Annotated in this window: 19 protein-coding genes and 1 pseudogene; 11 read left to right on the top strand and 9 right to left on the bottom strand. The window is 60.5% G+C overall.

The window, feature by feature from the left end:
- Window positions 1-175 precede the first annotated feature (175 nt).
- On the bottom strand, window positions 176-946 hold the full coding sequence (locus ACNA0I_RS25420; RefSeq protein WP_415808810.1) for a class I SAM-dependent methyltransferase: 771 nt from the start codon (window positions 944-946) through the stop codon (window positions 176-178).
- 99 nt (window positions 947-1,045) lie between these two features.
- On the opposite strand from ACNA0I_RS25420, the gene ACNA0I_RS25415 reads away from it, so the two are divergent.
- Window positions 1,046-1,867 (top strand): helix-turn-helix transcriptional regulator, encoded by an 822-nt coding sequence (locus ACNA0I_RS25415; RefSeq protein WP_415808809.1) that lies wholly within the window; start codon window positions 1,046-1,048, stop codon window positions 1,865-1,867.
- Between the two features lie 14 nt (window positions 1,868-1,881).
- Here ACNA0I_RS25415 and mutY read toward each other — a convergent pair whose 3' ends face one another.
- The 3 genes from mutY to ACNA0I_RS25400 all read right to left on the bottom strand — a co-directional run bounded on the left by mutY (window position 1,882) and on the right by ACNA0I_RS25400 (window position 4,785).
- Window positions 1,882-2,940, bottom strand: a complete 1,059-nt coding sequence (mutY, locus tag ACNA0I_RS25410) for an A/G-specific adenine glycosylase (protein WP_415808808.1) — start codon at window positions 2,938-2,940, stop codon at window positions 1,882-1,884.
- Between the two features lie 271 nt (window positions 2,941-3,211).
- Window positions 3,212-4,120: a cell division protein FtsX gene (locus tag ACNA0I_RS25405; RefSeq protein WP_415808807.1), complete on the bottom strand. Its 909-nt coding sequence runs from the start codon at window positions 4,118-4,120 to the stop codon at window positions 3,212-3,214.
- Window positions 4,117-4,785, bottom strand: coding sequence for a cell division ATP-binding protein FtsE (locus ACNA0I_RS25400; RefSeq protein WP_094819701.1), 669 nt, complete (start codon window positions 4,783-4,785; stop codon window positions 4,117-4,119). The genes ACNA0I_RS25405 and ACNA0I_RS25400 overlap by 4 nt, the downstream gene beginning before the upstream one ends.
- Window positions 4,786-5,000: 215 nt before the next feature.
- Between ACNA0I_RS25400 and ACNA0I_RS25395 the strand changes: the two genes are divergently transcribed.
- The 4 genes from ACNA0I_RS25395 to ACNA0I_RS25380 all read left to right on the top strand — a co-directional run bounded on the left by ACNA0I_RS25395 (window position 5,001) and on the right by ACNA0I_RS25380 (window position 9,239).
- A complete protein-coding gene (locus tag ACNA0I_RS25395) occupies window positions 5,001-6,017 on the top strand; it encodes an amino acid ABC transporter substrate-binding protein (RefSeq protein WP_415808806.1) in 1,017 nt (338 codons plus the stop codon).
- A gap of 128 nt (window positions 6,018-6,145) precedes the next feature.
- On the top strand, window positions 6,146-7,336 hold the full coding sequence (locus ACNA0I_RS25390) for an amino acid ABC transporter permease (protein WP_415808805.1): 1,191 nt from the start codon (window positions 6,146-6,148) through the stop codon (window positions 7,334-7,336).
- A 1-nt stretch (window position 7,337) separates the two neighbouring features.
- Window positions 7,338-8,438, top strand: a complete 1,101-nt coding sequence (locus ACNA0I_RS25385) for an amino acid ABC transporter permease (protein WP_415808804.1) — start codon at window positions 7,338-7,340, stop codon at window positions 8,436-8,438.
- Between the two features lie 60 nt (window positions 8,439-8,498).
- On the top strand, window positions 8,499-9,239 hold the full coding sequence (locus ACNA0I_RS25380; RefSeq protein WP_415808803.1) for an amino acid ABC transporter ATP-binding protein: 741 nt from the start codon (window positions 8,499-8,501) through the stop codon (window positions 9,237-9,239).
- A 138-nt stretch (window positions 9,240-9,377) separates the two neighbouring features.
- On the opposite strand, the gene ACNA0I_RS25375 is transcribed toward ACNA0I_RS25380, so the two are convergent.
- Window positions 9,378-11,441 (bottom strand): TonB-dependent copper receptor, encoded by a 2,064-nt coding sequence (locus tag ACNA0I_RS25375; RefSeq protein ID WP_415808802.1) that lies wholly within the window; start codon window positions 11,439-11,441, stop codon window positions 9,378-9,380.
- Between the two features lie 191 nt (window positions 11,442-11,632).
- Between ACNA0I_RS25375 and ACNA0I_RS25370 the strand changes: the two are divergent.
- Window positions 11,633-11,880, top strand: a pseudogene (locus ACNA0I_RS25370) (tripartite tricarboxylate transporter substrate binding protein); the annotation flags it as partial.
- Window position 11,881: 1 nt separating this feature from the next.
- Window positions 11,882-12,661: Bug family tripartite tricarboxylate transporter substrate binding protein (locus ACNA0I_RS25365; RefSeq protein WP_415808801.1), on the top strand; the 780-nt coding region annotated here is incomplete at its 5' end.
- Window positions 12,662-12,678: 17 nt separating this feature from the next.
- Here ACNA0I_RS25365 and glpK read toward each other — a convergent pair.
- Together glpK and ACNA0I_RS25355 are read right to left on the bottom strand one after the other, a co-directional pair.
- A complete protein-coding gene (gene glpK / locus ACNA0I_RS25360; protein ID WP_415808800.1) occupies window positions 12,679-14,220 on the bottom strand; it encodes a glycerol kinase GlpK in 1,542 nt (513 codons plus the stop codon).
- Window positions 14,221-14,351: 131 nt separating this feature from the next.
- Entirely contained in the window at window positions 14,352-15,716 is a 1,365-nt protein-coding gene (locus tag ACNA0I_RS25355; protein WP_415808812.1) for a DHA2 family efflux MFS transporter permease subunit, read from the bottom strand.
- Window positions 15,717-15,881: 165 nt separating this feature from the next.
- On the opposite strand from ACNA0I_RS25355, the gene ACNA0I_RS25350 reads away from it, so the two are divergent.
- From ACNA0I_RS25350 to ACNA0I_RS25335, 4 genes are all read left to right on the top strand, one after another.
- Window positions 15,882-16,070 (top strand): DUF3460 family protein, encoded by a 189-nt coding sequence (locus ACNA0I_RS25350; RefSeq protein WP_415808799.1) that lies wholly within the window; start codon window positions 15,882-15,884, stop codon window positions 16,068-16,070.
- A 32-nt stretch (window positions 16,071-16,102) separates the two neighbouring features.
- The gene (locus ACNA0I_RS25345; protein ID WP_415808798.1) at window positions 16,103-16,990 is read left to right on the top strand and encodes a segregation and condensation protein A; all 888 of its coding nucleotides are present in this window, start codon (window positions 16,103-16,105) and stop codon (window positions 16,988-16,990) included.
- A gap of 33 nt (window positions 16,991-17,023) precedes the next feature.
- Complete coding sequence (panC, locus tag ACNA0I_RS25340) at window positions 17,024-17,866, top strand: pantoate--beta-alanine ligase (protein WP_415808797.1); 843 nt, start codon at window positions 17,024-17,026, stop codon at window positions 17,864-17,866.
- A 202-nt stretch (window positions 17,867-18,068) separates the two neighbouring features.
- Window positions 18,069-18,302 (top strand): LuxR C-terminal-related transcriptional regulator, encoded by a 234-nt coding sequence (locus ACNA0I_RS25335; protein WP_415808796.1) that lies wholly within the window; start codon window positions 18,069-18,071, stop codon window positions 18,300-18,302.
- Between the two features lie 89 nt (window positions 18,303-18,391).
- On the opposite strand, the gene ACNA0I_RS25330 is transcribed toward ACNA0I_RS25335, so the two are convergent.
- On the bottom strand, window positions 18,392-20,428 hold the full coding sequence (locus ACNA0I_RS25330; RefSeq protein ID WP_415808795.1) for a PIG-L family deacetylase: 2,037 nt from the start codon (window positions 20,426-20,428) through the stop codon (window positions 18,392-18,394).
- 195 nt (window positions 20,429-20,623) lie between these two features.
- Window positions 20,624-21,361 (bottom strand): copper resistance protein NlpE N-terminal domain-containing protein, encoded by a 738-nt coding sequence (locus ACNA0I_RS25325; RefSeq protein WP_415808794.1) that lies wholly within the window; start codon window positions 21,359-21,361, stop codon window positions 20,624-20,626.
- Window positions 21,362-21,519: the final 158 nt, after the last annotated feature.

Below are 21,519 nucleotides of genomic sequence, written 5' to 3'. Positions count from 1 at the left end.
GACGCGCAGGGCGTCCCCCGAAAGCAGCACCGCAAGATCTTTCTCTCTACCACCGCGGCTGCAGAAAAACGCCAAGCAAGATAGTCGTGCCAGCGATGCTGGGAACTCTAGTTGCCTCGGCTCGACGACCAACAGAACTCCACTCCCCCCGCAAAACACCACACAAGCCGACCCCTCACCCCTTACGCACCACCAACGTCGCCGTATCGCTAGTAAACGACCCATCACCCTGAATCTCAAAATGCTCACGCACCACATCCGGCGCAATCGCATGCAGGGCCCGCAATGCGGCGACGAGGACCTCGGGCGTACGCATCCGTGCCACCCAGGACGAGAACTCCAGCGGCAAACGTCGTAACGCCGTGCTTTGCAGCGTAAAACCCGCCTGCGTCAGTAACGCAGACCATTCCGCGATCGAATAATTACGCACATGGGAGGTATCACGCAGCATTTCGAACGTTTGCAGCCATGTGTCGAGTAACGCTTCGCCGGGCGAAACCACGTCTGCAAAGGCTGCGATACCGCCGGGCTTCAATACGCGTCTGGCTTCGCGTATCGCTTGTCCCGGGTCCTGCCAATGATGGGTCGAGTAGCGGCACAGCACCAGATCGAACTGCTCATCGTCAAATGGCAGACGTTCCGCCTTGCCCTGACAGGTATCCAGGTTATGCAATCCACGGCGGGTAGCTTCGGCGGCGACGACATCGAGCATGGCTTGGGACAGATCGTAAGCAGTGACATGTTGAACCAAGGGGGCAACGAGAAAACTCACATGACCGCCGCCGCAACCGAGATCCAAGACACGAGCCGTTGGCTGCTCCCGAGCGAGGCTGGCCAGTTGTTGCAGGTCTTCGCCCTGCGCGTGAACCGCGCTGGTCAAATATGCGGCGGCTTGCGGGCTGAACTGACGCTCGACAGCGGCGTCGTGAGAGGCAGAGAGGGTCATTAATGACTCCAAAAACGGCGTTGAGACAGATGGCATGACGTGCCAGGAGTTAAGATAAGTGCCCGTTGATACGCGTACAAGACCATTGTTTATCCTGGTATGAATGCTTCCCCCCAAGCCGGTTCACCGGCATCACATGACAGTTCGACTCGCCGCCGTCACGCCTTGGGCGAGTTCGTGCGCGCTGCAAGGGCGCGGATTACACCGCAGATGGCGGGGTTGCCGGAGGGCATGCGTCGCCGCACACCCGGACTGCGGCGCGAAGAGGTTGCGCAGTTATGCGGGATCAGCGTGACTTGGTACACCTGGATCGAGCAGGGGCGCGAAGTGTCGGTGTCACCCGCAGTGTGGGCGCGGATTGCCGGGGTGCTGCAGTTGGCGCGAGCCGAGCGTGCGTATCTGTTCGAACTGGCCGAGTGCGCGGATCCACAGCACCCGCGTGATGATGGCAGCGAGGCGCCCGGGTTGTTACGCGAGTGTGTGGATGCGATTACTGCGCCGGCGTATGTGCTGGATCGGGCATGGAATGTGTTGGTGCATAACGCATCGATGAGCGAGCTGTTTGACGATTGGCCCGTACGCGACCCTCAGCCGAATTTATTGCGTTATATCTTTCTCGATCCGGCCGCACGTCAGTTGGTGGTGGATTGGGATCAACGCGCGCGCCGTGTCGTGGCCGAGTTCCGGGCCGATGCAGGGGCGCATCTGGATGAGCCGGATGTGTTGACGCTGCTCGATGAGTTGAATCGAGACAGCGAAGTGTTTGCCCATTGGTGGACGCGGCACGCCGTGGTAGAGCGCGAAGGCGGCCTGCGTGAATTTCAGCACCCGCATCATGGCCGGCTGGCTTATCAGCAAACGACGTTTCGCTTGGCAACGCATCCGGATTTGAAATTGGTGATGTTGTTGAAGGGCGAGTGAGTAATCTGGAATTCCTACTCAGGCAAGCCTGCTTCCAGAAGCCCTTCCAACAGCTTGCGTATCGGTGCCGGCAGCGCCAGCGATGGCAGCTCCGCGAGGCTCGCCCAGCGCTGCGGCATCGCCGGCTCGGCTATGCTCGCAGCCAGGCTCACGGGCAGATACCACGGCTTGATATGCAATCGGTAATGCGTAAACGTATGCGCAAACGCCGCTAGCTCGTATCGTTGGGTGGGCTCCAGACCCAATTGCCGTGCGGCCTGAGTCGGATCGCCGCCCGCGTCGAATTCCGGCAAGCTCCACAAACCACCCCAGATACCCGGCGACGGCCGTTGTTCCAGCAAAATCGCACCATCGCGTTGCAGCACCAGCATGCCGGTCTGGCGTTCGGGTATGGCTTTGCGGGCCTTGGGCGTCGGGAGTTCGCTCTGGCGCCCATCACGGCGCGCGATACAGGTTTCGGATACAGGGCAGCGCGTACAGTCGGGTTTACCGCGTGTGCATAGCGTGGCACCCAAATCCATCAAGCCTTGGGTATAGGTCGCCATATTCAGGCCGGGCGCCTCGGCGACCTGCGCATCTGCCAGTGCCCACAAACGTTGTTCGACTTCACGCCGTGCGGGCTCGCCCTCGACACCGAAATGCCGCGTGAATACGCGCTTGACGTTACCGTCCAGGATGGGGGACCGCTCTCCGTAGGCAAAGGCCGCAATCGCGGCCGCCGTGGATCGGCCTATGCCCGGCAACGTGGCGATCTGCTCCGCGGTGGGCGGAAAGCGTCCGCCCCAGTCGCTTATGATGGTTTGCGCGCAACGGTGCAGGTTGCGCGCGCGTGCGTAGTACCCCAGGCCTGCCCAATAGGGCATGACCGTTTCCTGGTCGGCAGCCGCCAGCGTTGCAACGTCGGGGAACCGTTCCAGAAACCGCTGATAGTACGGAATGACCGTCGTGACCTGTGTTTGCTGCAGCATGATCTCTGACAGCCAGATCCGATACGGGTCTTGCGTATGTTGCCAGGGGAGTCCGTGGCGGCCGTGGCTAGCTTGCCAGGCGACGATGCGAAGGGCGAAATCCATAGCGCGGGATTATCGCACCCGCGCCAGCCAAGCAGCTCGTTCGATTTCAACGAGTACAGCGAGGCGCGGATACATGATTGGATGATTTAAAAAATGGCCTGACTATATATATGAGTTATGTAGTCATCGTCAGGGGCCATTCGTCGCAACGCGTCGCGCGAAACTTTTATTTTCTAGAAGTAACCAAAAACTAACGGTGCCTGTGAATTTTCCTGCCATGAGCCCGGAAAATCGGTCTCATGGCAAGGTCGGCATTTTAATGCGTCCCCAATTAAAATCGAGTGCTGCGGGTCACTGACCAGCGTGCCGCCAGTGCGCCCAGGATACCCGTGCCCACCACCGCAATCGCCAGTATCGGCAATCCCGGCAAATGCAGGGCAAAGTTTGCCCCATAACTGCGGGCGAGCCCCACCAAGGCGTTATTCAGTGGAGTCAGGGCGGCGGCCGCCGCGCCTATGGCAATCAACGCCGCCAACGCACCGGACAGAGCGCCCAGATACAGGAACGGCCGGCGGACAAAGGATTCCGTGGCGCCCACCAGGCGTGCAACAGCGATCTCCTCTCGTTGCAGCATGGCCTGCATGCGTACGGTATTGAAGACGGCTGCCAGCACAACAGCCGCGACGCATGCCGCCAGGAATATCAGGCCAACACGCGCAAAACGCAGAATGGCTTCCAGCCGCTGCACCCACGCGCTGTCCAGCTGCACCATATCGACGTGCTCCCATTTCTGCCAAGTCTCGGCGAGCGTGTTGGCACGCTCTGCGAGCTGTTCACCCTCGGTCAGCGTGGCGACCACCGCATCCGGCAGCGGATTGCCAGGTAACACGGCCAGGGCCTCATCCCAAGTGGGGTCGTTGCGCAACGAGGCCAGTGCTTCGTCGCGTGGCACGACACGTACGGCTTGCACCTGATCGGCATTATCGTCGCGGATGCGTTGCGCAATCGCGGCGGCAGCCCCATCGGGGGCCGACGTCTTCAGGAACAATGTGACCTCTGGCGTCACCGATACTTGGCGGGCGACCGGCTGGGCCGAGACCAGAATCGCCGCTCCCAATAGCGGCAAGGCCAGGGCCAGGGCCATGACCACCAGATTGGCCAACGAGGAAAAAGGCTGCGCCGCCAACCGGCGCAACGTCACTATCAGCGCATAGCGATGCAATCGCAACCAGGATTTCATTCGTGGGCTCCCGAGTCAAAGAACTTGCCGGGTTCCAGCCGCAGGGTGCGCGTAGCGTATTGCGCCATCAGGGCCTGATCGTGCGAAGCAATCAGTGTCGTGACGCCAACGCGATTGAAGTCGCGAAACACATTCAAAATGCGCCGCGCCGTGTCCTGGTCCAGGTTTGCCGTCGGTTCGTCTGCAATCAAGATCGCAGGCCGGTTCACGATCGCGCGCGCGATGGCCAGGCGTTGCTGTTCGCCACCAGAGAGCTCGATCGGGTTCATATCTTCTTTACCTGCCAGGCCGACCTTGTCCAGGGCGGCGCGGGCGCGCGCACTGGCAGGCCCATGCGCCTGACCGGTGACTGCCAGGGGAAGCATGACGTTCTGCAGGGCGCTGCGATCAAACAGCAAATGCGTGTCTTGCAGGATCACGCCCACCGCACGCCGCAGATAGGGCCGCGCACGTGCGGAGAGCTGGTCCAGACGCTGGCCATTGACCTGGATCGAACCCCGGCTGGCGGGCTCCAGCCCGCCGATCAGTTTTAGCAGGGTGGATTTGCCCGCACCCGACGCCCCTGAGACAAACAGGAATTCACCGGCGGTTACGCGGAAATTGATGTCGGCCAGGATATTACGGCCGCGCCCATACGATTTGAAGACGTGCTGGAATTCGATCATGGCGGCAAAAAAGGATGAAGCAGCAATAGTACCGTGTGTATTCCCGTTAGTGGGGCGTGTCACGCTTGTTGCACATTTCTTGTGTCCCCTTTTTTTGTGCAACTTGTCGAGGGATTTCCCCCATGTCCCCGAATATCTCCAACCGCTACCATCCCCGGCGATGCTTGAATTGACGGATTACGTTGCACAGCAAGCGTTTCTTACAGGAGATCCAAATGAAAGCACTAAAATTAGCCGCGGTGGCTGCTGCATTATTGGCCACTGCGGCGACCGCGCATGCGGGGGCCACTTTTGATAGCGTCAAAAAGAAAGGTTTCGTCCAGTGCGGCGTGTCCACGGGGATTTCTGGATTCTCCATGGCCGACAGCAAAGGGCAATGGCAAGGAATCGACATCGACATGTGCCGCGCCATCGCAGCCACGATGTTCAACGACGCGACCAAATTTAAAGTCACCCCGCTGAATACGCAGCAGCGTTTTACCGCACTGCAGTCCGGCGAGGTCGATGTGTTGACTCGTAATACGACGCAAACGCTGACGCGTGACACCACCCTGGGCCTGATCGGCGCCGGCGTGAACTACTACGACAGCCAAGGCGTGATGGTGTCCAAAGAACTGGGCGTCAAGAGTGCGAAAGAACTGAACGGCGCTACCGTTTGCGTTCAGCCTGGCACCACCACCGAGCTCAACCTGGCCGACTGGTTCCGTGGCGAAAAGATCGAGTTCAAGCCGGTCGTGATCGACAAGTACGACGAAATCATCCGCGCTTTCTCGGCTGGCCGCTGCGATGCGTTCACGACCGACAAGTCGCAATTGGCGTCGAGCCGTACCACGCTCGAAAACCCTGACAATTACGTCATCCTGCCGGAAGACTTCTCTAAAGAGCCGCTCGGTCCCATGGTGCGTCAGGGCGACGAGCAGTGGTTCAACGTGGTTCGTTGGACGCTGAACGCCATGATCGAAGCCGAAGAGTATGGCATTACGTCCAAGAACGTCGACGAAATGACCAAGAATCCCAATCCCAATATTCAACGCATCCTGGGCGTGACCCCGGGCATGGGCAAGAACCTGGGTGTGGACGACAAGTGGGCCTACAACATCATCAAGCAAGTCGGTAACTACGGCGAAAGCTTTGAGCGCACGCTCGGGATGAGCAGCCCCATGAAACTTGAACGCGGCCTGAATGCTTCGTACAAGAAGGGCGGCATTATGTACGGTTGGCCGGTGCGCTAAGCATCGCTGCCGGGCAAGACGGGATCAACCCGTCTTGCTTTGATGTCCGCATCATGCGGACGGCAGGAGTGAGGTGGCCTGCGGCGGGTCCCAGGCCATTCCTGTTTTGACTTCTGTAGAAGCTTTTCATGACGACAAACAACCCTCAAGCTCCAGTGGCCGCGCCCAAACGCCGCCTCAGCTGGAACGATCCCGGTGTGCGCGCCGTGGTCTATCAGGTTGTCGCGCTGGCCCTCGTTGCCTGGGCCGTGTGGTTCCTGGTCTCTAATACTCTGAATAACCTGCAAGTCCGCAATATTTCAACGGGTTTTGGCTTTCTCGATCGAGAGGCTGGATTCGCGATTGGCGAGACCCCCGTCGCTTATAGTCCTGCAGACACTTATGGCCGAGCTATTTGGATAGGCCTGCTCAATACGCTGCGCGCTGCGGTGCTGGGCATCATCTTTGCGACGATTCTGGGTACGCTCATCGGCGTAGGCCGTTTGTCCAAAAACTGGCTGATTGCCAAAGTCTGCTCGGTCTATGTCGAGGTGATGCGTAACGTACCGCTGCTGTTGCAGCTGTTCTTCTGGTACGCGCTGATTACCGAAAATATGCCCGGTCCGCGCCAGGCATACAACCCATTGCCTGGAGTGTTTATTTCCAACCGTGGCCTGAAGGTGCCTGGTCTGGAAGGCAGCTCCATGGACTGGATACTCGGCGGTTTGGCACTGGCGATTGTCGGCACGATTCTGGTGGCGCACTGGGGCAAGAAACGCCAAGAGGCCACCGGCCGGATTTTCCCCTTGGGGCGTGCAGCGTTAGCGCTGTTCATTGGCTTGCCGGTACTAGGCTGGCTCATCAGCGGCGCTTCGCTGTCGTTGAATATGCCCGAGCTGAAAGGTTTCAACTTCAGCGGCGGCTTGACGCTGTCGCCTGAGTTTGCCGCGTTGCTCGCGGGTCTGGTGATCTACACCGCTGCCTTTATTGCGGAGGTCGTGCGCTCGGGTATCCAGGCCGTGAACCATGGCCAATGGGAGGCCGCCGGCTCGCTGGGGCTGCGCCGTTCCCGCGTGCTGCGTCTGGTGGTGTTGCCGCAGGCGTTGCGCGTGATCATTCCGCCGATGACCAGCCAGTACTTGAACTTGACCAAGAACAGCTCGCTGGCCGTGGCGATCGGTTACCCCGATATCGTGTCGGTGGTCAACACCATGATGAACCAGACAGGCCAGGCGATCGAGGGCATCTTGATCATCATGGCAGCCTATCTGACCGTCAGCCTGTCGATCTCGATTTTCATGAACTGGTACAACAAGCGCATTGCGCTGGTGGAGCGTTGATATGAGTACGACTACGCCTATCCCCAGCGAAGGTTTGCCACCACCCAAAAACCAGGTGGGCCTGTGGCCCACGTGGAAAGAGCGCCTGTTCTCGTCTCCCTTGAGCATCCTGGCCACCGTGTTGACGGCCTGGATACTGATCATGGCGGTGCCCGCGTTGATCGATTGGGCATTCTTGCAGGCGGACTTTACCTCATCGACTGCGCAGGAATGCCGCAAGGCCGCAGGCGCGTGCTGGGCCTTCATTGCCGAAAAGCATCGTCTGATCCTGTTTGGCACCTATCCCTACGATGAACAGTGGCGGCCTCTGATCGCAACCATCATCTTGATTGGGGTCATCGTGTGCAGCGGCTTGCGCCGTTTCTGGAACGCACGCCTGGCGCTGATCTGGGTGGTGGGCCTGACGGCAGTGGCGGTGTTGATGTGGGGCGGTGTGTTTGGCCTGACCTATGTCGAGAACTCGTTGTGGGGCGGCCTGCCGCTGACTTTGATTCTGTCCACTTTCGGTATTGCTTTTGCTTTCCCGCTGGGTGTGCTGCTGGCTCTGGGCCGTCGATCAAGGATGCCGGCCATCAAAGCCTTGTGCGTCGTGTACATCGAGTTGATTCGCGGCGTGCCGCTGATCAGCCTGTTGTTCATGTCCTCGGTCATGTTGCCGCTGTTCTTGCCGGTGGGTTTCTCCATCGACAAGCTGTTGCGCGCGCAGATCGCCATCATCATGTTCGCGGCGGCCTATATCGCCGAGACTGTGCGGGGCGGCTTGCAAGCCATTCCAAAGGGACAGTACGAGGGCGCCGATTCGCTGGGGCTCAACTACTGGCAGCAAATGCGCAAGATCATCTTGCCGCAGGCGCTGCGTATTGTGATTCCGCCTTTGGTCAGCATCTTTATTGCGCTGTTCAAGGACACGTCGCTGGTGGTGATCATCGGTATTTTCGATCTGACACTGGCTGCCAAGGCTGCGCTGTCGGATGCGGCATGGCGCGGCTTCGGGATTGAGGCCTACGTATTCATTTCACTGATTTATTTCGTGTTCTGCTTTTCGATGTCGAAATACAGCCAACGTCTGGAAACGCGTTTGGCGGCCGGACAGAAACGATAGTTGCCTGGTCCGAGGCCGCCCATGGCGGCTCGGGCAGGCGCACCTTTTGGGAGTACAGGCATGAGTGATGCCATCATCCGCTTGCAGAACGTGAACAAGTGGTACGGTCAGTTCCACGTGCTGCGCAATATCAATCTGGACGTGACGCCAGGCGAACGTATCGTGATCTGCGGCCCGTCGGGCTCGGGCAAATCGACGATGATCCGCTGCATCAATCGTCTGGAGGAACACCAGCAGGGTCAGATCATTGTCGATGGCACGGAGTTGACCAATGACCTGAAGCAGATCGAAACCATCCGCCGCGATGTCGGCATGGTGTTTCAGCACTTCAATCTGTTTCCGCATTTGACTGTGCTGGAAAACCTGACGTTGGGGCCGACGTGGGTGCTGAAGAAATCGCGTGCCGAGGCTGAGGCTACGGCTATGAAGTATCTGGAGCGTGTTCGTATTCCAGAGCAGGCCAACAAGTATCCCGGTCAGCTGTCAGGCGGCCAGCAACAGCGTGTGGCGATTGCGCGGTCCTTGTGCATGAGCCCCAAGATCATGCTGTTCGATGAGCCGACCTCGGCGCTGGATCCGGAAATGGTGAAAGAAGTGCTGGATGTGATGGTGACGCTGGCCCAGGAAAGCGGCATGACCATGCTGTGCGTGACGCACGAAATGACGTTTGCGCGCAAGGTGGCTGATCGTGTCATCTTTATGGATCGCGGTGAAATCATCGAGCAGAACAGTCCGGATCAGTTCTTCGATAATCCGCAGAACGAGCGTACGCAGCATTTCTTGAGTCAGATTCTGCATTGATTGCTCGTGGCTGCCGTTGGTGCGTCAGTGGCGTAGGATGGGGGCAGGGGTTCTATTGGACGTCGAGGCGCGCCGACATGGTCNCTGCCCCGCCTCGACGTCCAACGGAACTCGATCCCCTCCATCTTTCAACGAAAACTAGTAAATCACAGCCACCCGCGCCCACACCGCACGCCCAGGTTCGTTAAAAGCAGTATTCCCCGAGTATCCAAACCCTGCATTGCCAGCTCGATTCAAATGCTCGGTGTAGGTCTTGTTCAGTAGATTGTCTATCCCGGCTGTAAGTTGAACATGTTTGTTCACGGCATAGCCGCCGTTGACGGAAAGCACGCCGAATCCGCTGCTCGCACTGAAGTCTTTGCCGGCAGCATTGCCTGTGTTTAACGCGTAGCGGTGTTGCGGTGCGACCAGGCGCCACAAGACGCCCGCCGTCCATATGCCATCGTCATAGCTTGCCATCAGGCGAGCATCCAGCGGCGGGATCTGAGGCAAGGGTCGGCCATCGCTCGTGTTCTTGGCCCAGGCATAAGCCACGGTGGCTGTCGTCGTCCAGGTGCGCGAGAGTGCATAGCGAGTGCCGAATTCGCCACCGAAAATGCGTGCGTCGATGTTGGTGGCTTGTGTGCCGCCCATCATGCCTGTTGCGGGATATCTCAAAAGGATGAAGTCATGGATGTAGCCCGCATAGGCCGAGGCCCACGCGCTGAACGCTTCGGTTCTGTACTGCGCACCTATATCCAACTGCGTGGTTTTCTCCGGCTTGACTCCCTGAAATGCGTTGACCGACCCTTGGGGGCCGCGGCTGGGGGGAAACAGTTCCCAATAATCCGGAAAGCGCTCGACATGTCCAAGCCCGACGTACCACGTCGCAGGGGCCGTCGCCAGATCGTGCTCGTAACGCAGAAAGCCGCTGGGCAGTGTGTCAGTGCGGCGTTCGCCCGCGGTGGGGTTGGGCATACGCGTGATAGGGCGTTTCGTGTCGCGTAAATCAGTGGTCTGCGCCCAGTCCATGCGCGCACCGGCAATGATTCGTTGTGCGTCTTCTACGAGATGCCACGTCATCTCGCCGAACAGGCCAGTGTTGGCAAAGGTAGCATTCGTGTTCCAGGATTCACGGCGATACGATGCCGTGTCTGTGCCGCGACGTACACGGTGTCGGCTGCGCTGAAAATCCAATCCCGTGATGACGCTGGTGTGATCTGACAGGGTCCAGGTCCCAGCGACCCGGCCGCCCCAGGTGGTGCGATTGACGTTAGACGCAAGCCCTGAGGACATGGAGCCCATACGGTCGGGCACGCGTAGCGTGAAGTTGTCCATGACATGATTGGCATCGTTGTAATACATCTGCGCTTGTATGGCGCTCAACGTATCGCCCAAGTTGTCTTTTTCGAAACGAAAGCCGACACTCTCTCGCTTGAACTGTGTCCCGTCCATGCCACGGCTGGCATAACGCGCCTCGCCATCGCCGGTGCCGGCCGTCAACTCGTAGCGCGTGTCGGCGTCGGGAGTGAAGCCTAGCGTCAGCTCGGCACCCCATTTGTCCCAGCGCGAAGGAACGGTGTTGCCGTCGCCGTCCTTGTAGTCTTGAGAGTGCGAGTGATTGGCCGTCACGCGGGCGTATGTCTTGTCATTGCCCATGGTCAGGTCCGCGGCTTGGTCATTGCGCCCAAAGGAGCCGCCAACCAGGCTGCCATCGAATCGAACCCCCGACTCGGTAAAGCGCGGTGTGTCCCGATCGAACTTGACGGTGCCAGCCGATGCGCCCGGCCCCCACAGCACGGTCTGAGGGCCCTTAATGACCGTCAATTGATCAAAGTTCGACGGCGAAATATAAGACGTTGGCGGATCCATTCGGCCGCCGCACGCGCCAGGCATGGAGGTGCCATTGCTCAGGATGTTCAGGCGCGAGCCAAAGAGTCCGCGCAATACCGGATCGCTGTTCGTGCCGCCATTGCCAATCGCGGAGAACCCGGGAATGGTTTTCAGATAGTCGGTTCCATCGCTGGCTGGCAGGGGTTGGCGAGGCAGCTTTGGATCGGTGACAAAGATCAGCGGCGCGCTCGGTGACGTGCTGGTGATGACGATGGGGCCGGGCTGATAAACAGCGCCAGGCGCGTCCTCAGCGTGAGTTGCGGCGGGATGGATGCACATCAGTGCAGCGGCAAGGTGGCTCACGTGGAGCCAAGAGGGGGGATTTTGCATGAGGACACAGCGTGGTGTGAACAGGGCCAATGCGGACAGGTACCCCATTCGACAACAGGCGTGTACAGGAACAGCATTTTTGTGTTCAAAATAGGACCGCACGTCATTCTTTGCTCGATTCGCCTGGCGGCTTGAGATCGCATGGAGTATGCTGCGGGCCTTACAAAAACCCATGCCATGGAGACAACGCCATGTTTCAATCACCATCGCATTCACTTGTTTCGACGGTGCGCCGCACGCTGGTGCTCGGGGCTGCCGCTGTCGTGACCGGGCTGGCCAGCATCGCGCCAGCAAGTGCGCAAGACACCGATTTCCCCACCAAACCCTTGCGCTTCATCGTGCCTTATCCGCCCGGCGGGCCGCTGGATTCTTCTGCGCGTTTGCTGGCCGAGAAAGTCCGTGCCTCGCTGGGGCAGCCCGTCATCGTGGAGAACCGCGCNGGCGCGGGCGGTAACATCGGCGCCGATCTGGTCGCGAAGGCTGCGCCAGACGGCTATACCCTGGTCATGGGCGCCGTGGCGACGCACGCCATCAATCCCTGGCTGTTCGCCAATTTGCCGTACGACCCCATCAAGGATTTCGCACCGGTCACCATCGTGGCGGCGGTGCCGAATGTCCTGGTGATGAACGTCGATTTCGCCAAAGCCAACCGCATCAACACGCTGGCCGACCTGATCGATTACGCCAAGAAAAACCCTGATCGCTTGAACTACGGTTCAGGCGGCAACGGCAGCGCCGGCCATCTGGCAGGAGAGTTGCTCAAGGCACGCGCCGGCGTCCAGGCCGTGCATGTTCCCTATCAAGGGGCGTCGCCAGCCCAACTGGCGCTGCTGGGTGGGCAGTCGGATTTCATGTTCGACAATCTGGCGGCCTCGGCCCCCATGATCAAGGACGGCAAGGTCAAAGCCCTGGCTGTTACGACCCTGCAGCGTTCGTCGCTTCTGCCTGATGTTCCTACGATGGACGAGGCCGGTGTCAAAGGCTTCGACCTGGGGACCTGGTTCGGTATCTTTACCACCGGCGGCACGCCGCCCGATGTGGTGGCAAAGCTGAACAAAGCCTATGCAGATGCCATGCGCCAACCGGATATCCGCGAGCGTCTGCTCGCCATGGGTTCGGAGGCGCAGCCTATGACCGCCGAGGCTTTTGCAGAGTTCGTGAAGAAAGAAAAGGCCAAGTACCAGGAAATCGTCAAGCTTTCCGGCGCCAGCCTGAATTAAGGGCTCCGCCCGGGCATTCAGTTGCCTGGGCGCGCCCAGCCTTTGGCGTGCTCCACGGCCTGGCGCCAACGCGCCAACCTTGCTGTGCGCTGATCCGCGCTCCACTGCGGTTCAAAGCGGTGTTCGGCTTCCCATTGACTGGCAAATTCGTCCAGTCCCGACCAAAAGCCGACGGCCAGTCCTGCCAGCCCGGCTGCGCCGCGCGCAGTGGATTCCGACACCCGCGGCCTGACGACAGCGACACCCAGCAGATCGGCTTGCATCTGCATCAATAGATCGTTGCGCGCCGCACCGCCGTCCACACGCAGTTCCGACAATTCAATGTTGCTGTCGGCCTTCATGCAGGTCATCAACTCGGCACTTTGCAGTGCGATGGCTTCCAGCGTGGCTCGCGCGACGTGAGCGTGTGTCGTGCCGCGAGTCAGCCCGACGAGCGTGCCGCGCGCATAAGGATCCCAGTCGGGGGCTCCCAAGCCTGCAAAGGCGGGGACCAGGAACACATCGTCCGTGTCGGCTACGCTGGCTGCCAAGGCCTCAATCTGGTCGGAGCGTTGGATGATCTTCAGGCCGTCGCGCAGCCATTGCACGGCGGCGCCTGCCATGAAGACTCCACCCTCAAGCATGTAGGTGGGGGTCCCGGCAGAAGACCCGGCGTCATTCGAGCTGTGCTTGTCGGCAGGCAGTCCCCAGCCTATCGTCGATAGCAGGCTGTTGTGTGACACGACAGGTCTATCGCCAACATTCATCAGCATGAAGCATCCCGTGCCATAGGTATTTTTGGCCATGCCTGGCTTGAAGCACGCCTGGCCAAAGGTCGCAGCTTGTTGATCGCCTGCAACGCCGGCAATCGGAATGGAGCCGCCAAACCAGTCAGGCAGCGCGTGACCGATCACGGCGCTGCTGGGGGCGATCGATGGCAGGACGCTGCGTGGAATGTCGAGCAAGGCCAGGATCTCGTCGCTCCAGTCTTGTGTATGAATGTCGAATAACAGGGTGCGCGAGGCATTGCTGGGGTCTGTGCTGTGCACATCGCCGCCGGTCAGATGCCAGATCAGCCAACTGTCTATCGTGCCAAAAGCGACCTCACCCCGTTGCGCGGCTTTGCGTGCGCCGGGGACGTTATCCAGTAACCATGCCAGCTTGGTGCCGGAAAAATACGCATCCAGCACCAGTCCCGTGCGTTCCTGCAGCAACTTGTCATGGCCCTGCGCGCGCAGTTGATCGCACAAGGGCGCAGTACGGCGGTCTTGCCAGACCAGCGCATGCGCCAGCGGTTGGCCGGTGGCACGATCCCAGATCAATGTGGTTTCACGCTGATTGGTGATGCCGATCGCCGCAATGTCGGCCGCGGTGGCGCCGGCATTGCGCAGCGCGATACGGGCGACCTCCAACTGGCTTTGCCAGATTTCGTTGGCATCGTGCTCTACCCAACCCGGATGTGGGTAGTGCTGCCGGAATTCGCGCTGGCCCAGGCCGCGGGCCGTGCCTTGGCGGTCGAACACGATGGCACGTGAGCTGGTGGTGCCCTGGTCCAAGGCCAGGATGAACGATTTGGTCATATTGCTCGGGCCCCAGGAAATGCGTTGTCTCGTGGAATGCTGTTTTTGATCTGCCTATATCCGCAAGTATGACCGACGTTGCGAACGAGGGGTAGTCGGCTCTGCAGCGATGACCGGGCACAGCTGGCGGGCTAGGCCTGCCGCAGTTGCGCACCTGCCGTTTTCGACAAGCGCTGAAACGAGAACGTGGCGGCCGAGCACAGGACGCCGATGACCACAAAGGCCACCATGACGTCGCCGATCGCGACTCTGTCGGCGCCGCGGGCCGCGATGCTGAGATTCAGCGTGACAGCCGCGACGCCGACGCCCAGGCTGATGCCCAGTTGTTGCGCCATCGCTGCGAAACTGCTGGCCCGGCTCATGCGTTCAGGCGACATGTCGGCATAGGTCAAGGTGTTGACGGCGGTGAACTGCAGCGATCGGAAGAATCCGCCCGCGAGCAAAATCGCGATCATCAACCAGACAGGCGTCGTGGGCGTAAAGGCGGCGCAAGCAATAATGAACACCCCGGTCAACACGGCATTGATCGTCAGCACACGGCGAAAACCAAAGTGTTGCACGATAGGGGTGGCGACGAATTTCATCAACAGGGCGCCGGCCGCGCTGGCAAAGGTAATCAGGCCGGCGGCAAAGGGCGTCATGTTGAAACCCACCTGCAACTGGACAGCCAACAAAAATGGCATCGCGCCTACGGCGAACCGGCAAAGATTGCCGCCCAGCACTGAAATCGCAAAGGTTGGCTCACGCATCAGCGTCAGGTCCAGAATGGGGTGCTCGGCGCGTTTGGCATGCAGCACATAGAGCCACCCGCAGATCAGCCCGACCGCGGCCAGGCCGATGACGGCAGCCGGTGGAATCAAGCTGTGTCCCAATGCCTCAAAGGCGCTGACCAGCGTGGCTAGACAAACGGCGCTCAGCAGAAAGCCCGGCCAATCCAGGCCTGGCACCGAGGCTTCGCGGATTTCGGGGACATAGCGCCGAACCAACATGATTCCGATCGCGCCGATAGGGATATTGATCAGGAAAATCCAGTGCCACGACATGTAAGTGACCATAAATCCCCCTAGCGGCGGCCCGATGACAGGCCCGAGCAAGGCGGGGATGGACAGGAACGACATGGCTTTGAGCAGGTCTTGCTTGGGCACCACGCGCAGCAAAATGATACGGCCGACCGGCACCATCATCGCCCCGGCAATCCCCTGGGCAATCCGGGCCAGCACCAGGTGGATCAGGTTTTGCGAAAGCGCGCAGGCCACCGAACTGAGCGTGAACAGGGCGATGGCCGCCATGAAAACGCGCCGGGCGCCGTAACGGTCGGCGGCCCAGCCGCTGACAGGGACAAATACCGCCACCGCCAGCAGATAGGACGTGATCGCCACGTTGAGCCGCACCGGCGTCGATCCCAGCGCCTGAGCCATCGCCGGCAGCGCGGTCGCCACGACGGTGGAGTCGAGCATCTGCATGAACAGCGCGCATCCCACGATAAAGGGGATCATTCGGGCTGCGCGAGTGGTGTCCTGGGCAGCATCGGGTGGCGAGGCAGTACTGGCGGATTCGGGGGGCATGTCGGCGAGAGGTTCGAGGGCCTGTCGATTGTAACGCCGAGTTTTGGCCCGGCTGAAGTAAACTTGGGTTATCCGTAACCTGTTGACGCTGGTGTCATGGCCAAGAACTACGAATCCGAAATCACTCTCTTCCTCAAGGACTACAAGGCATCGCACCCCGATGTCGAGCAGCGCCAGCTCGAAGGGCGTGCCCGTCTGTGGGACAAGCCGCAGGATCCCGAGCTCCTCGAAGGCTTTCGCGCCGCTCGCGTGGCGCAGAGGCCTTACGTGTACCAAGCCGACTGATTTTCAGTCGGCGACGCTCGTAACGCGCTCTGATGCCCTCCAAACCGCCGGTTCCCGGCGATGCAATGGCCGCTCTGGTGGAACCCCCGGTAGACAGCACGCCTGATGTCGTCGATACCGTCGCGTTCGCGCGCCTGTACGGCGAGCCGCTGTTTCAGCTGCCCACCGATCTGTACATTCCGCCGGATGCGCTGGAAGTCTTTCTCGAGACTTTCGAGGGCCCGCTCGATCTGCTGCTGTATCTGATCCGCAAGCAGAACTTCAACGTGCTCGACATTCCCATGGCGGATGTCACGCGTCAGTATCTGTCCTATGTCGAGCAGATCCGCGTGCACAACCTGGAGTTGGCGGCCGAATATCTGCTCATGGCGGCCATGCTGATCGAGATCAAGTCACGCATGTTGCTGCCGGTCAAAAAGACCGACACTGGCGAAGAACCCGAGGATCCACGGGCCGAACTGGTACGCCGCCTGCTCGAATACGAGCAGATGAAACTGGCCGCCCAGAAGCTCGATGCCATGCCTCAATTGGGCCGAGATTTCAAAAGCGCTCAGGCCGTGGCGGACATCAGTTTCGAACGCATGCAGCCCGAGGTCAATCTCGACGACCTGCGTGCGGCATGGGCCGATATCCTCAAGCGCGCCAAGCTCAATCAACACCATCACATCACTCGTGAACAGCTCTCGGTGCGCGATCATATGACGCACATTCTGCGCCGTCTGAACGACGTACGGTTCATGGAATTCGGTGAACTGTTCATGGAGCGCATCCTCGAAGGGGCCCCCGTCGCCGTGGTGGTGGTGCACTTCATCGCCATGCTGGAACTGGCGCGCGAATCGCTTCTGGATATCACTCAGGCCGAGCCCTATGCGCCCATATACGTGCGCCTGGCCTATACCAGCGTTGCCGCCGCCGCGTGAGCGCGTGGCGAGCCCTCGTCTTCGGAGAATCTTTTGAAAGTCGTTCACACGATTCAGGAATTGCGTGACCATTTGCGCGGGCAGAACCGCGTGTCGTTTGTGCCCACCATGGGCAATTTGCACGAGGGTCATCTGGCCCTGATGAAATTGGCGCGCCAGCACGGCGATCCGGTGGTGGCCAGTATTTTCGTGAATCGTCTGCAGTTCGGCCCTAACGAGGACTTTGATCGATATCCTCGCACTCTGCGCGATGACATCGAGAAACTCGAACGCGAGCGTGACGTCTATGTGCTGTTCGCGCCCGACGAGCGCGAGATGTATCCCGAGCCACAAAGCTATCGTGTGCAGCCGCCCGATGATCTGGGCGATATTCTCGAGGGAGAATTCCGCCCCGGTTTTTTTGGCGGTGTCAGCACCGTCGTTCTGAAGCTGCTGTCCTGCGTGCAGCCGCGCGTGGCCGTATTTGGCAAAAAGGATTATCAACAATTGATGATCGTGCGTCAGATGTGCCGGCAATTCCAGTTGCCCGTGGACATCGTGGCGCATGAGACGGTTCGCGCCGAAGACGGTCTGGCCTTGTCCTCGCGCAACCGCTACCTGTCGACCGAGGATCGTGCCGAGGCGCCTGCACTGTACGCCGCCCTGCAAAGCATCAAACAACGGGTCGCCGCCGGCGAACATGATTTGTCCGTGGTCGAGCAGGAGGCGATGCAGGCCTTGGCCGGGCGCGGCTGGCAGGTGGATTACCTGGCTGTACGTCGCCAGCGCGATCTGCAACGTCCCGAGCTTGCCGAGATCGCGGCGGGCGAACCTCTGGTAGCGTTGGCTGCTGCCAAACTGGGCGCGACGCGTTTGATCGACAACCTGGAGCTGTAAGCCCGAGGCGGCCGCCATCGATTGCACAGGGTTTTCGCCCCGGCCAGTCTTCGGATCGAGCCGTTTCACCCGGCGCTGGCGCGCCGCTTGGATACCCTCAGATAGTGTGAGTATTTTGTCCGCCTGTCAGGACTGACAGTTGTTGGGACTGCGCATGCCCTGGCAGACTCTCTTGCAATACCGCGATGCACAAGAGAGACAGATGTCGAATTTCCCTGCGCTGCCCATTACTGCGGCTCGTTTATTGACTCCTCGCGAATGCGAGGTCGCGTCGTATCTGGCGACGGGGCGGCCTAACAAGGTCGTCGCGATTGAGTTGGGTATTTCATTGCGTACGGCCGAGGCGCACCGGGCACGCATTTTCCGCAAACTGGGCGTACGCAATACGGTGGAGCTGGCATGCAGCCTGTGCCGTCATGGCGGCTGCAGTCGATGACTGGAGGCGTTGCACTGCTGATAAGGCGCTGTCCGGCTGCTGCGGGCGATGAGCGGCAGCGGCAGATCGATCGCCGTACCCCCGATAGATCACTGTACCGCGGCTGCCGAGGTGGCTATCGTATTCACGCCAGACGTTGCCAACATCCCGGGCTCGCTCGCGGCCATACCGATAAACGGTCCGCCGCCGGCGTCGGGCAAGGCGCCTATGGCCGTCGCTGTTGCCCAAACGCCATCACGGTTGCGTGCCATCACCTGATACGACTGTATGCGCCCGGCGCTGCGGGCCACGACATACAGGGTTCCGTGCAGCGAGCGCATGGCCGGCAGCGAGGCGGCTTTGGCCTCCAGTTGAATTGCCTGTCCGTCGTCAATCAACCAGAGCGGTCCATCCGGGCGTTCCAGCACGGCGACAAGGACCTCACCGTCGTGGTCCAAGCCGATAGCGGGTTTACCCACGTAGCTCACACCCAGATCGGTGATGGCTGCCCGGCGTACCTCTGCAATATCCGCCGCATCGGCAGCCTGTGGCGCAGGCTGAATGATGCGCACCAGGTGGCGATTGTTCCGGTCGCGCAGGTACAACTCTATCTGCCCTTGGCTATTGCGTATTGCGGCCAGTCCGCCGTCGCTGACAGGCGTGGGCACGCGTTGCCAGGGGCTCCAGCTCACGGACTGCTCGCGGCGTTGGGCGCTCATGTATACATGGCCAGCTCGATCGGCCGCAAAGGCGACGAAACGGCTGTCGGGTGTTTTGGCAATGGCGGCGTTGCCTCGCGCGTGAGGCAGGGCAGGCAGGGCCTGCCACGCAGACCATCCACTATCCAGGCCTTTGAGGGCCGTCCAGTAATACAGGCCATCGTTGCCCATGGCAATGGCGGCCGCGTCGCCATGGGGCGCAACTGCAGGGGAGCGGGTCACTCGCAGGCCCGCCATGGCCTGCCAGCCTTTCCAGGATCCGTCGCGGTTTTGCTTGTTGACCCACAGCCCGCCCAAGGTATCGCGAGCAAAGAGGCCTGCCGTCGCATCGGGATAAGCAAAGGACACGAGCGGGCCGGCAGTGCGTCCGCCCAGCGTATTCCATCGACGATTGCGGCCGTCCCACATATTGACGGCATCGTTGTTTTCGCCCGCCGCAAATAACATCAGGCCCCCTTGGGAGTCTGAAAACAGGTCGGGGGCCACGTCGTGGCGCGACACATAGTACGAGCGTTTCACCCACGCCGCAGCGGGGCCGGCCGGCTCCTGGCACCCCTGCTGTCCCGAGCAGTAGTGGTAATCGTCCCAGGCATAGCGTCGGAAGATCTCGGATTTGACCGTGGCCTCGGCATCGGCCAGATTGGCCTCGTGTTCCTGGCTGGGATAGTCGATATAGCCCGTTTCCGCATAGTTGCCGGGGGCCTGGGCAATCGCCTCGCGGACCAGCCGGGCGCTGGCAATGTGATCGGGATGCCCATGGCCTGCACAACGCCAGCATAGCTGGGTGTAGGGCACGGCAATGGTGTCGTCCAGATGACGCACCGTGGTCGGGTTGTATCCGCTGATGATATTGGCCAATGTGCGTACCAGTTCATCGCGCGTGTAGACGTCGTGATAGGGGCCCAGCGTGTCCGCCGTCATGTTGGCGACGGACTCCATGCGGCTCAACGGCGTCAGGCTGCCCCAGCCTTTGCCCAGCCAGGGGTCTTTCAGGCGCATATGCCACAGCTGCACATGCGGGTTGCCTTGCAGGGTAAAGCGCGCGATATGGTAGGTGCCGACTTGCACCGTGTCTTCTTTCCATAGGTCGGGCTGCTTGGCCATGTAGGCATAGGCGGCACGTACGCCGCGCTCGCGGCCCAGCATATAGCCTTCGCCTTCCCCGGCATCGCTCGCAGTCAGATATACCACTTGCACACAGGCTCCCGCCTGAATGTTCGACGCAATATCGGGGTTCATGAACAGCAAGTCGTCATCCAGATGAGCGACAAACGTCAGGTCTTTAATGCCGTGACATTCGCTCAAGGAGGGCGGGGCGGGCGAGATGAGTTCGGGGGCGGCATACGCCTGGGAAAAGATCGCAAACCCGAGCAGCCATGGCAACACGAGGCGCATGGCGCGAGCAGCGCTGACGAAGATGGAATGCATGAAGGAGTCGGCAGCCGATAACTCGATGCCGAAGGGGCAGGCATCGCATGCCGCGCCCTCCAGTCACGCGATGCCAGCGGCACAGGGAGAGGGTGCGCGGCGAGTGTAGCCGGTTGCCCGCCGTTGCGCTATCGGGTGTTGCTATGAGACAGCAGGTCTAGGGATATCCCTGCTGTCAGGTCCGATGCCGGAATGTCAGGGGCACTTGGGCGCGGCCTGTTGCGACAGTTCGTCGATGGGGTCCAGGTCTGGCTGGCGCGTCAAGCTGTAATTCAGGTTGGGGGTGACGCCCAATACCGATCTGACGCGCAGCACGTTATTGGCCGCGACGACAAATTCCACGCGCTGATTACCGGAAGCATCCGCCAGGAATACTCTCGGCGGGCGTTCGGAGGTCACATCCCAGCAGCCTTGTTCGGTCGAGGGCGTGGCTTGGTTGCCCGCGTTATCCAGATAGGCTGAACGGCTGCGCCAACGACCGTTGGGAGCCAAGGTCAGCGTGACGCGCTGGGCGGCGCATTGCGCCGATGGGGACATGCACGGCAGCGTGCCCATATAGGTCTGAGCCTGAGGCACGAGCGCATGAGCCGCTGCCGAGGTGCTGCCCGCGGCCGTGGCGGCGGCTTCTGCCTGAGCGTCGGCGATGGCGGCTTGTTGAGCCGCTTGCTCCGCGGTCGGAGCGGACTTGCGAGGCTGGCCTGGCGGCGGTGCTTTCAATTCGATCTGCAATTGCGAGGGGGCTTGCACCAGTGGGAGGTAGCCGGCCCCTTGCCCTTGGTACTGTGCATCTGTGACAGTGCTCTCTCGCGGCGGGTTGTAGTATCCCTCTGAGCGTTGCTGCGCGCAGCCGGCAGCCATCGTGGCCCCCGCCAGGATGGTCGCGATCAGAGTCAGGGAATTTCGGCGAAACGGAACAGGCGCGGAATCGGACATGGCAGGCGCAGCATGAATAGTGAATATGTCCCGAATTCTACGCATTTATGTGCGCCTCCGATACGGCTGGATGATCGATGGCGCGTGGCTGAATGGTCACGGCCCGTTTGAACAATTTCCCGCATGCCGGAATAATGGCGCCTTTCCTGGTGAGCCCT

It is taken from the genome of Bordetella muralis, assembly GCF_965139205.1.
GTDB classification, from domain to species: Bacteria; Pseudomonadota; Gammaproteobacteria; order Burkholderiales; family Burkholderiaceae_B; genus Bordetella_A; species Bordetella_A muralis.
This window is presented reverse-complemented; position numbering and strand designations above follow the sequence as displayed.

Excerpts from the sequence above, each read along its gene's own strand:
- ACNA0I_RS25420 (WP_415808810.1), bottom strand. The coding sequence starts at position 946 with ATGACCCTCTCTGCCTCTCACGACGCCGCTGTCGAGCGTCAGTTCAGC.
- ACNA0I_RS25415 (WP_415808809.1), top strand. The coding sequence starts at position 1,046 with ATGAATGCTTCCCCCCAAGCCGGTTCACCGGCATCACATGACAGTTCG.
- mutY (WP_415808808.1), bottom strand. The coding sequence starts at position 2,940 with ATGGATTTCGCCCTTCGCATCGTCGCCTGGCAAGCTAGCCACGGCCGC.
- ACNA0I_RS25405 (WP_415808807.1), bottom strand. The coding sequence starts at position 4,120 with ATGAAATCCTGGTTGCGATTGCATCGCTATGCGCTGATAGTGACGTTG.
- ACNA0I_RS25400 (WP_094819701.1), bottom strand. The coding sequence starts at position 4,785 with ATGATCGAATTCCAGCACGTCTTCAAATCGTATGGGCGCGGCCGTAAT.
- ACNA0I_RS25395 (WP_415808806.1), top strand. The coding sequence starts at position 5,001 with ATGAAAGCACTAAAATTAGCCGCGGTGGCTGCTGCATTATTGGCCACT.
- ACNA0I_RS25390 (WP_415808805.1), top strand. The coding sequence starts at position 6,146 with ATGACGACAAACAACCCTCAAGCTCCAGTGGCCGCGCCCAAACGCCGC.
- ACNA0I_RS25385 (WP_415808804.1), top strand. The coding sequence starts at position 7,338 with ATGAGTACGACTACGCCTATCCCCAGCGAAGGTTTGCCACCACCCAAA.
- ACNA0I_RS25380 (WP_415808803.1), top strand. The coding sequence starts at position 8,499 with ATGAGTGATGCCATCATCCGCTTGCAGAACGTGAACAAGTGGTACGGT.
- ACNA0I_RS25375 (WP_415808802.1), bottom strand. The coding sequence starts at position 11,441 with ATGCAAAATCCCCCCTCTTGGCTCCACGTGAGCCACCTTGCCGCTGCA.
- glpK (WP_415808800.1), bottom strand. The coding sequence starts at position 14,220 with ATGACCAAATCGTTCATCCTGGCCTTGGACCAGGGCACCACCAGCTCA.
- ACNA0I_RS25355 (WP_415808812.1), bottom strand. The coding sequence starts at position 15,716 with ATGATCCCCTTTATCGTGGGATGCGCGCTGTTCATGCAGATGCTCGAC.
- ACNA0I_RS25350 (WP_415808799.1), top strand. The coding sequence starts at position 15,882 with ATGGCCAAGAACTACGAATCCGAAATCACTCTCTTCCTCAAGGACTAC.
- ACNA0I_RS25345 (WP_415808798.1), top strand. The coding sequence starts at position 16,103 with ATGCCCTCCAAACCGCCGGTTCCCGGCGATGCAATGGCCGCTCTGGTG.
- ACNA0I_RS25335 (WP_415808796.1), top strand. The coding sequence starts at position 18,069 with ATGTCGAATTTCCCTGCGCTGCCCATTACTGCGGCTCGTTTATTGACT.
- ACNA0I_RS25330 (WP_415808795.1), bottom strand. The coding sequence starts at position 20,428 with ATGCATTCCATCTTCGTCAGCGCTGCTCGCGCCATGCGCCTCGTGTTG.
- ACNA0I_RS25325 (WP_415808794.1), bottom strand. The coding sequence starts at position 21,361 with ATGTCCGATTCCGCGCCTGTTCCGTTTCGCCGAAATTCCCTGACTCTG.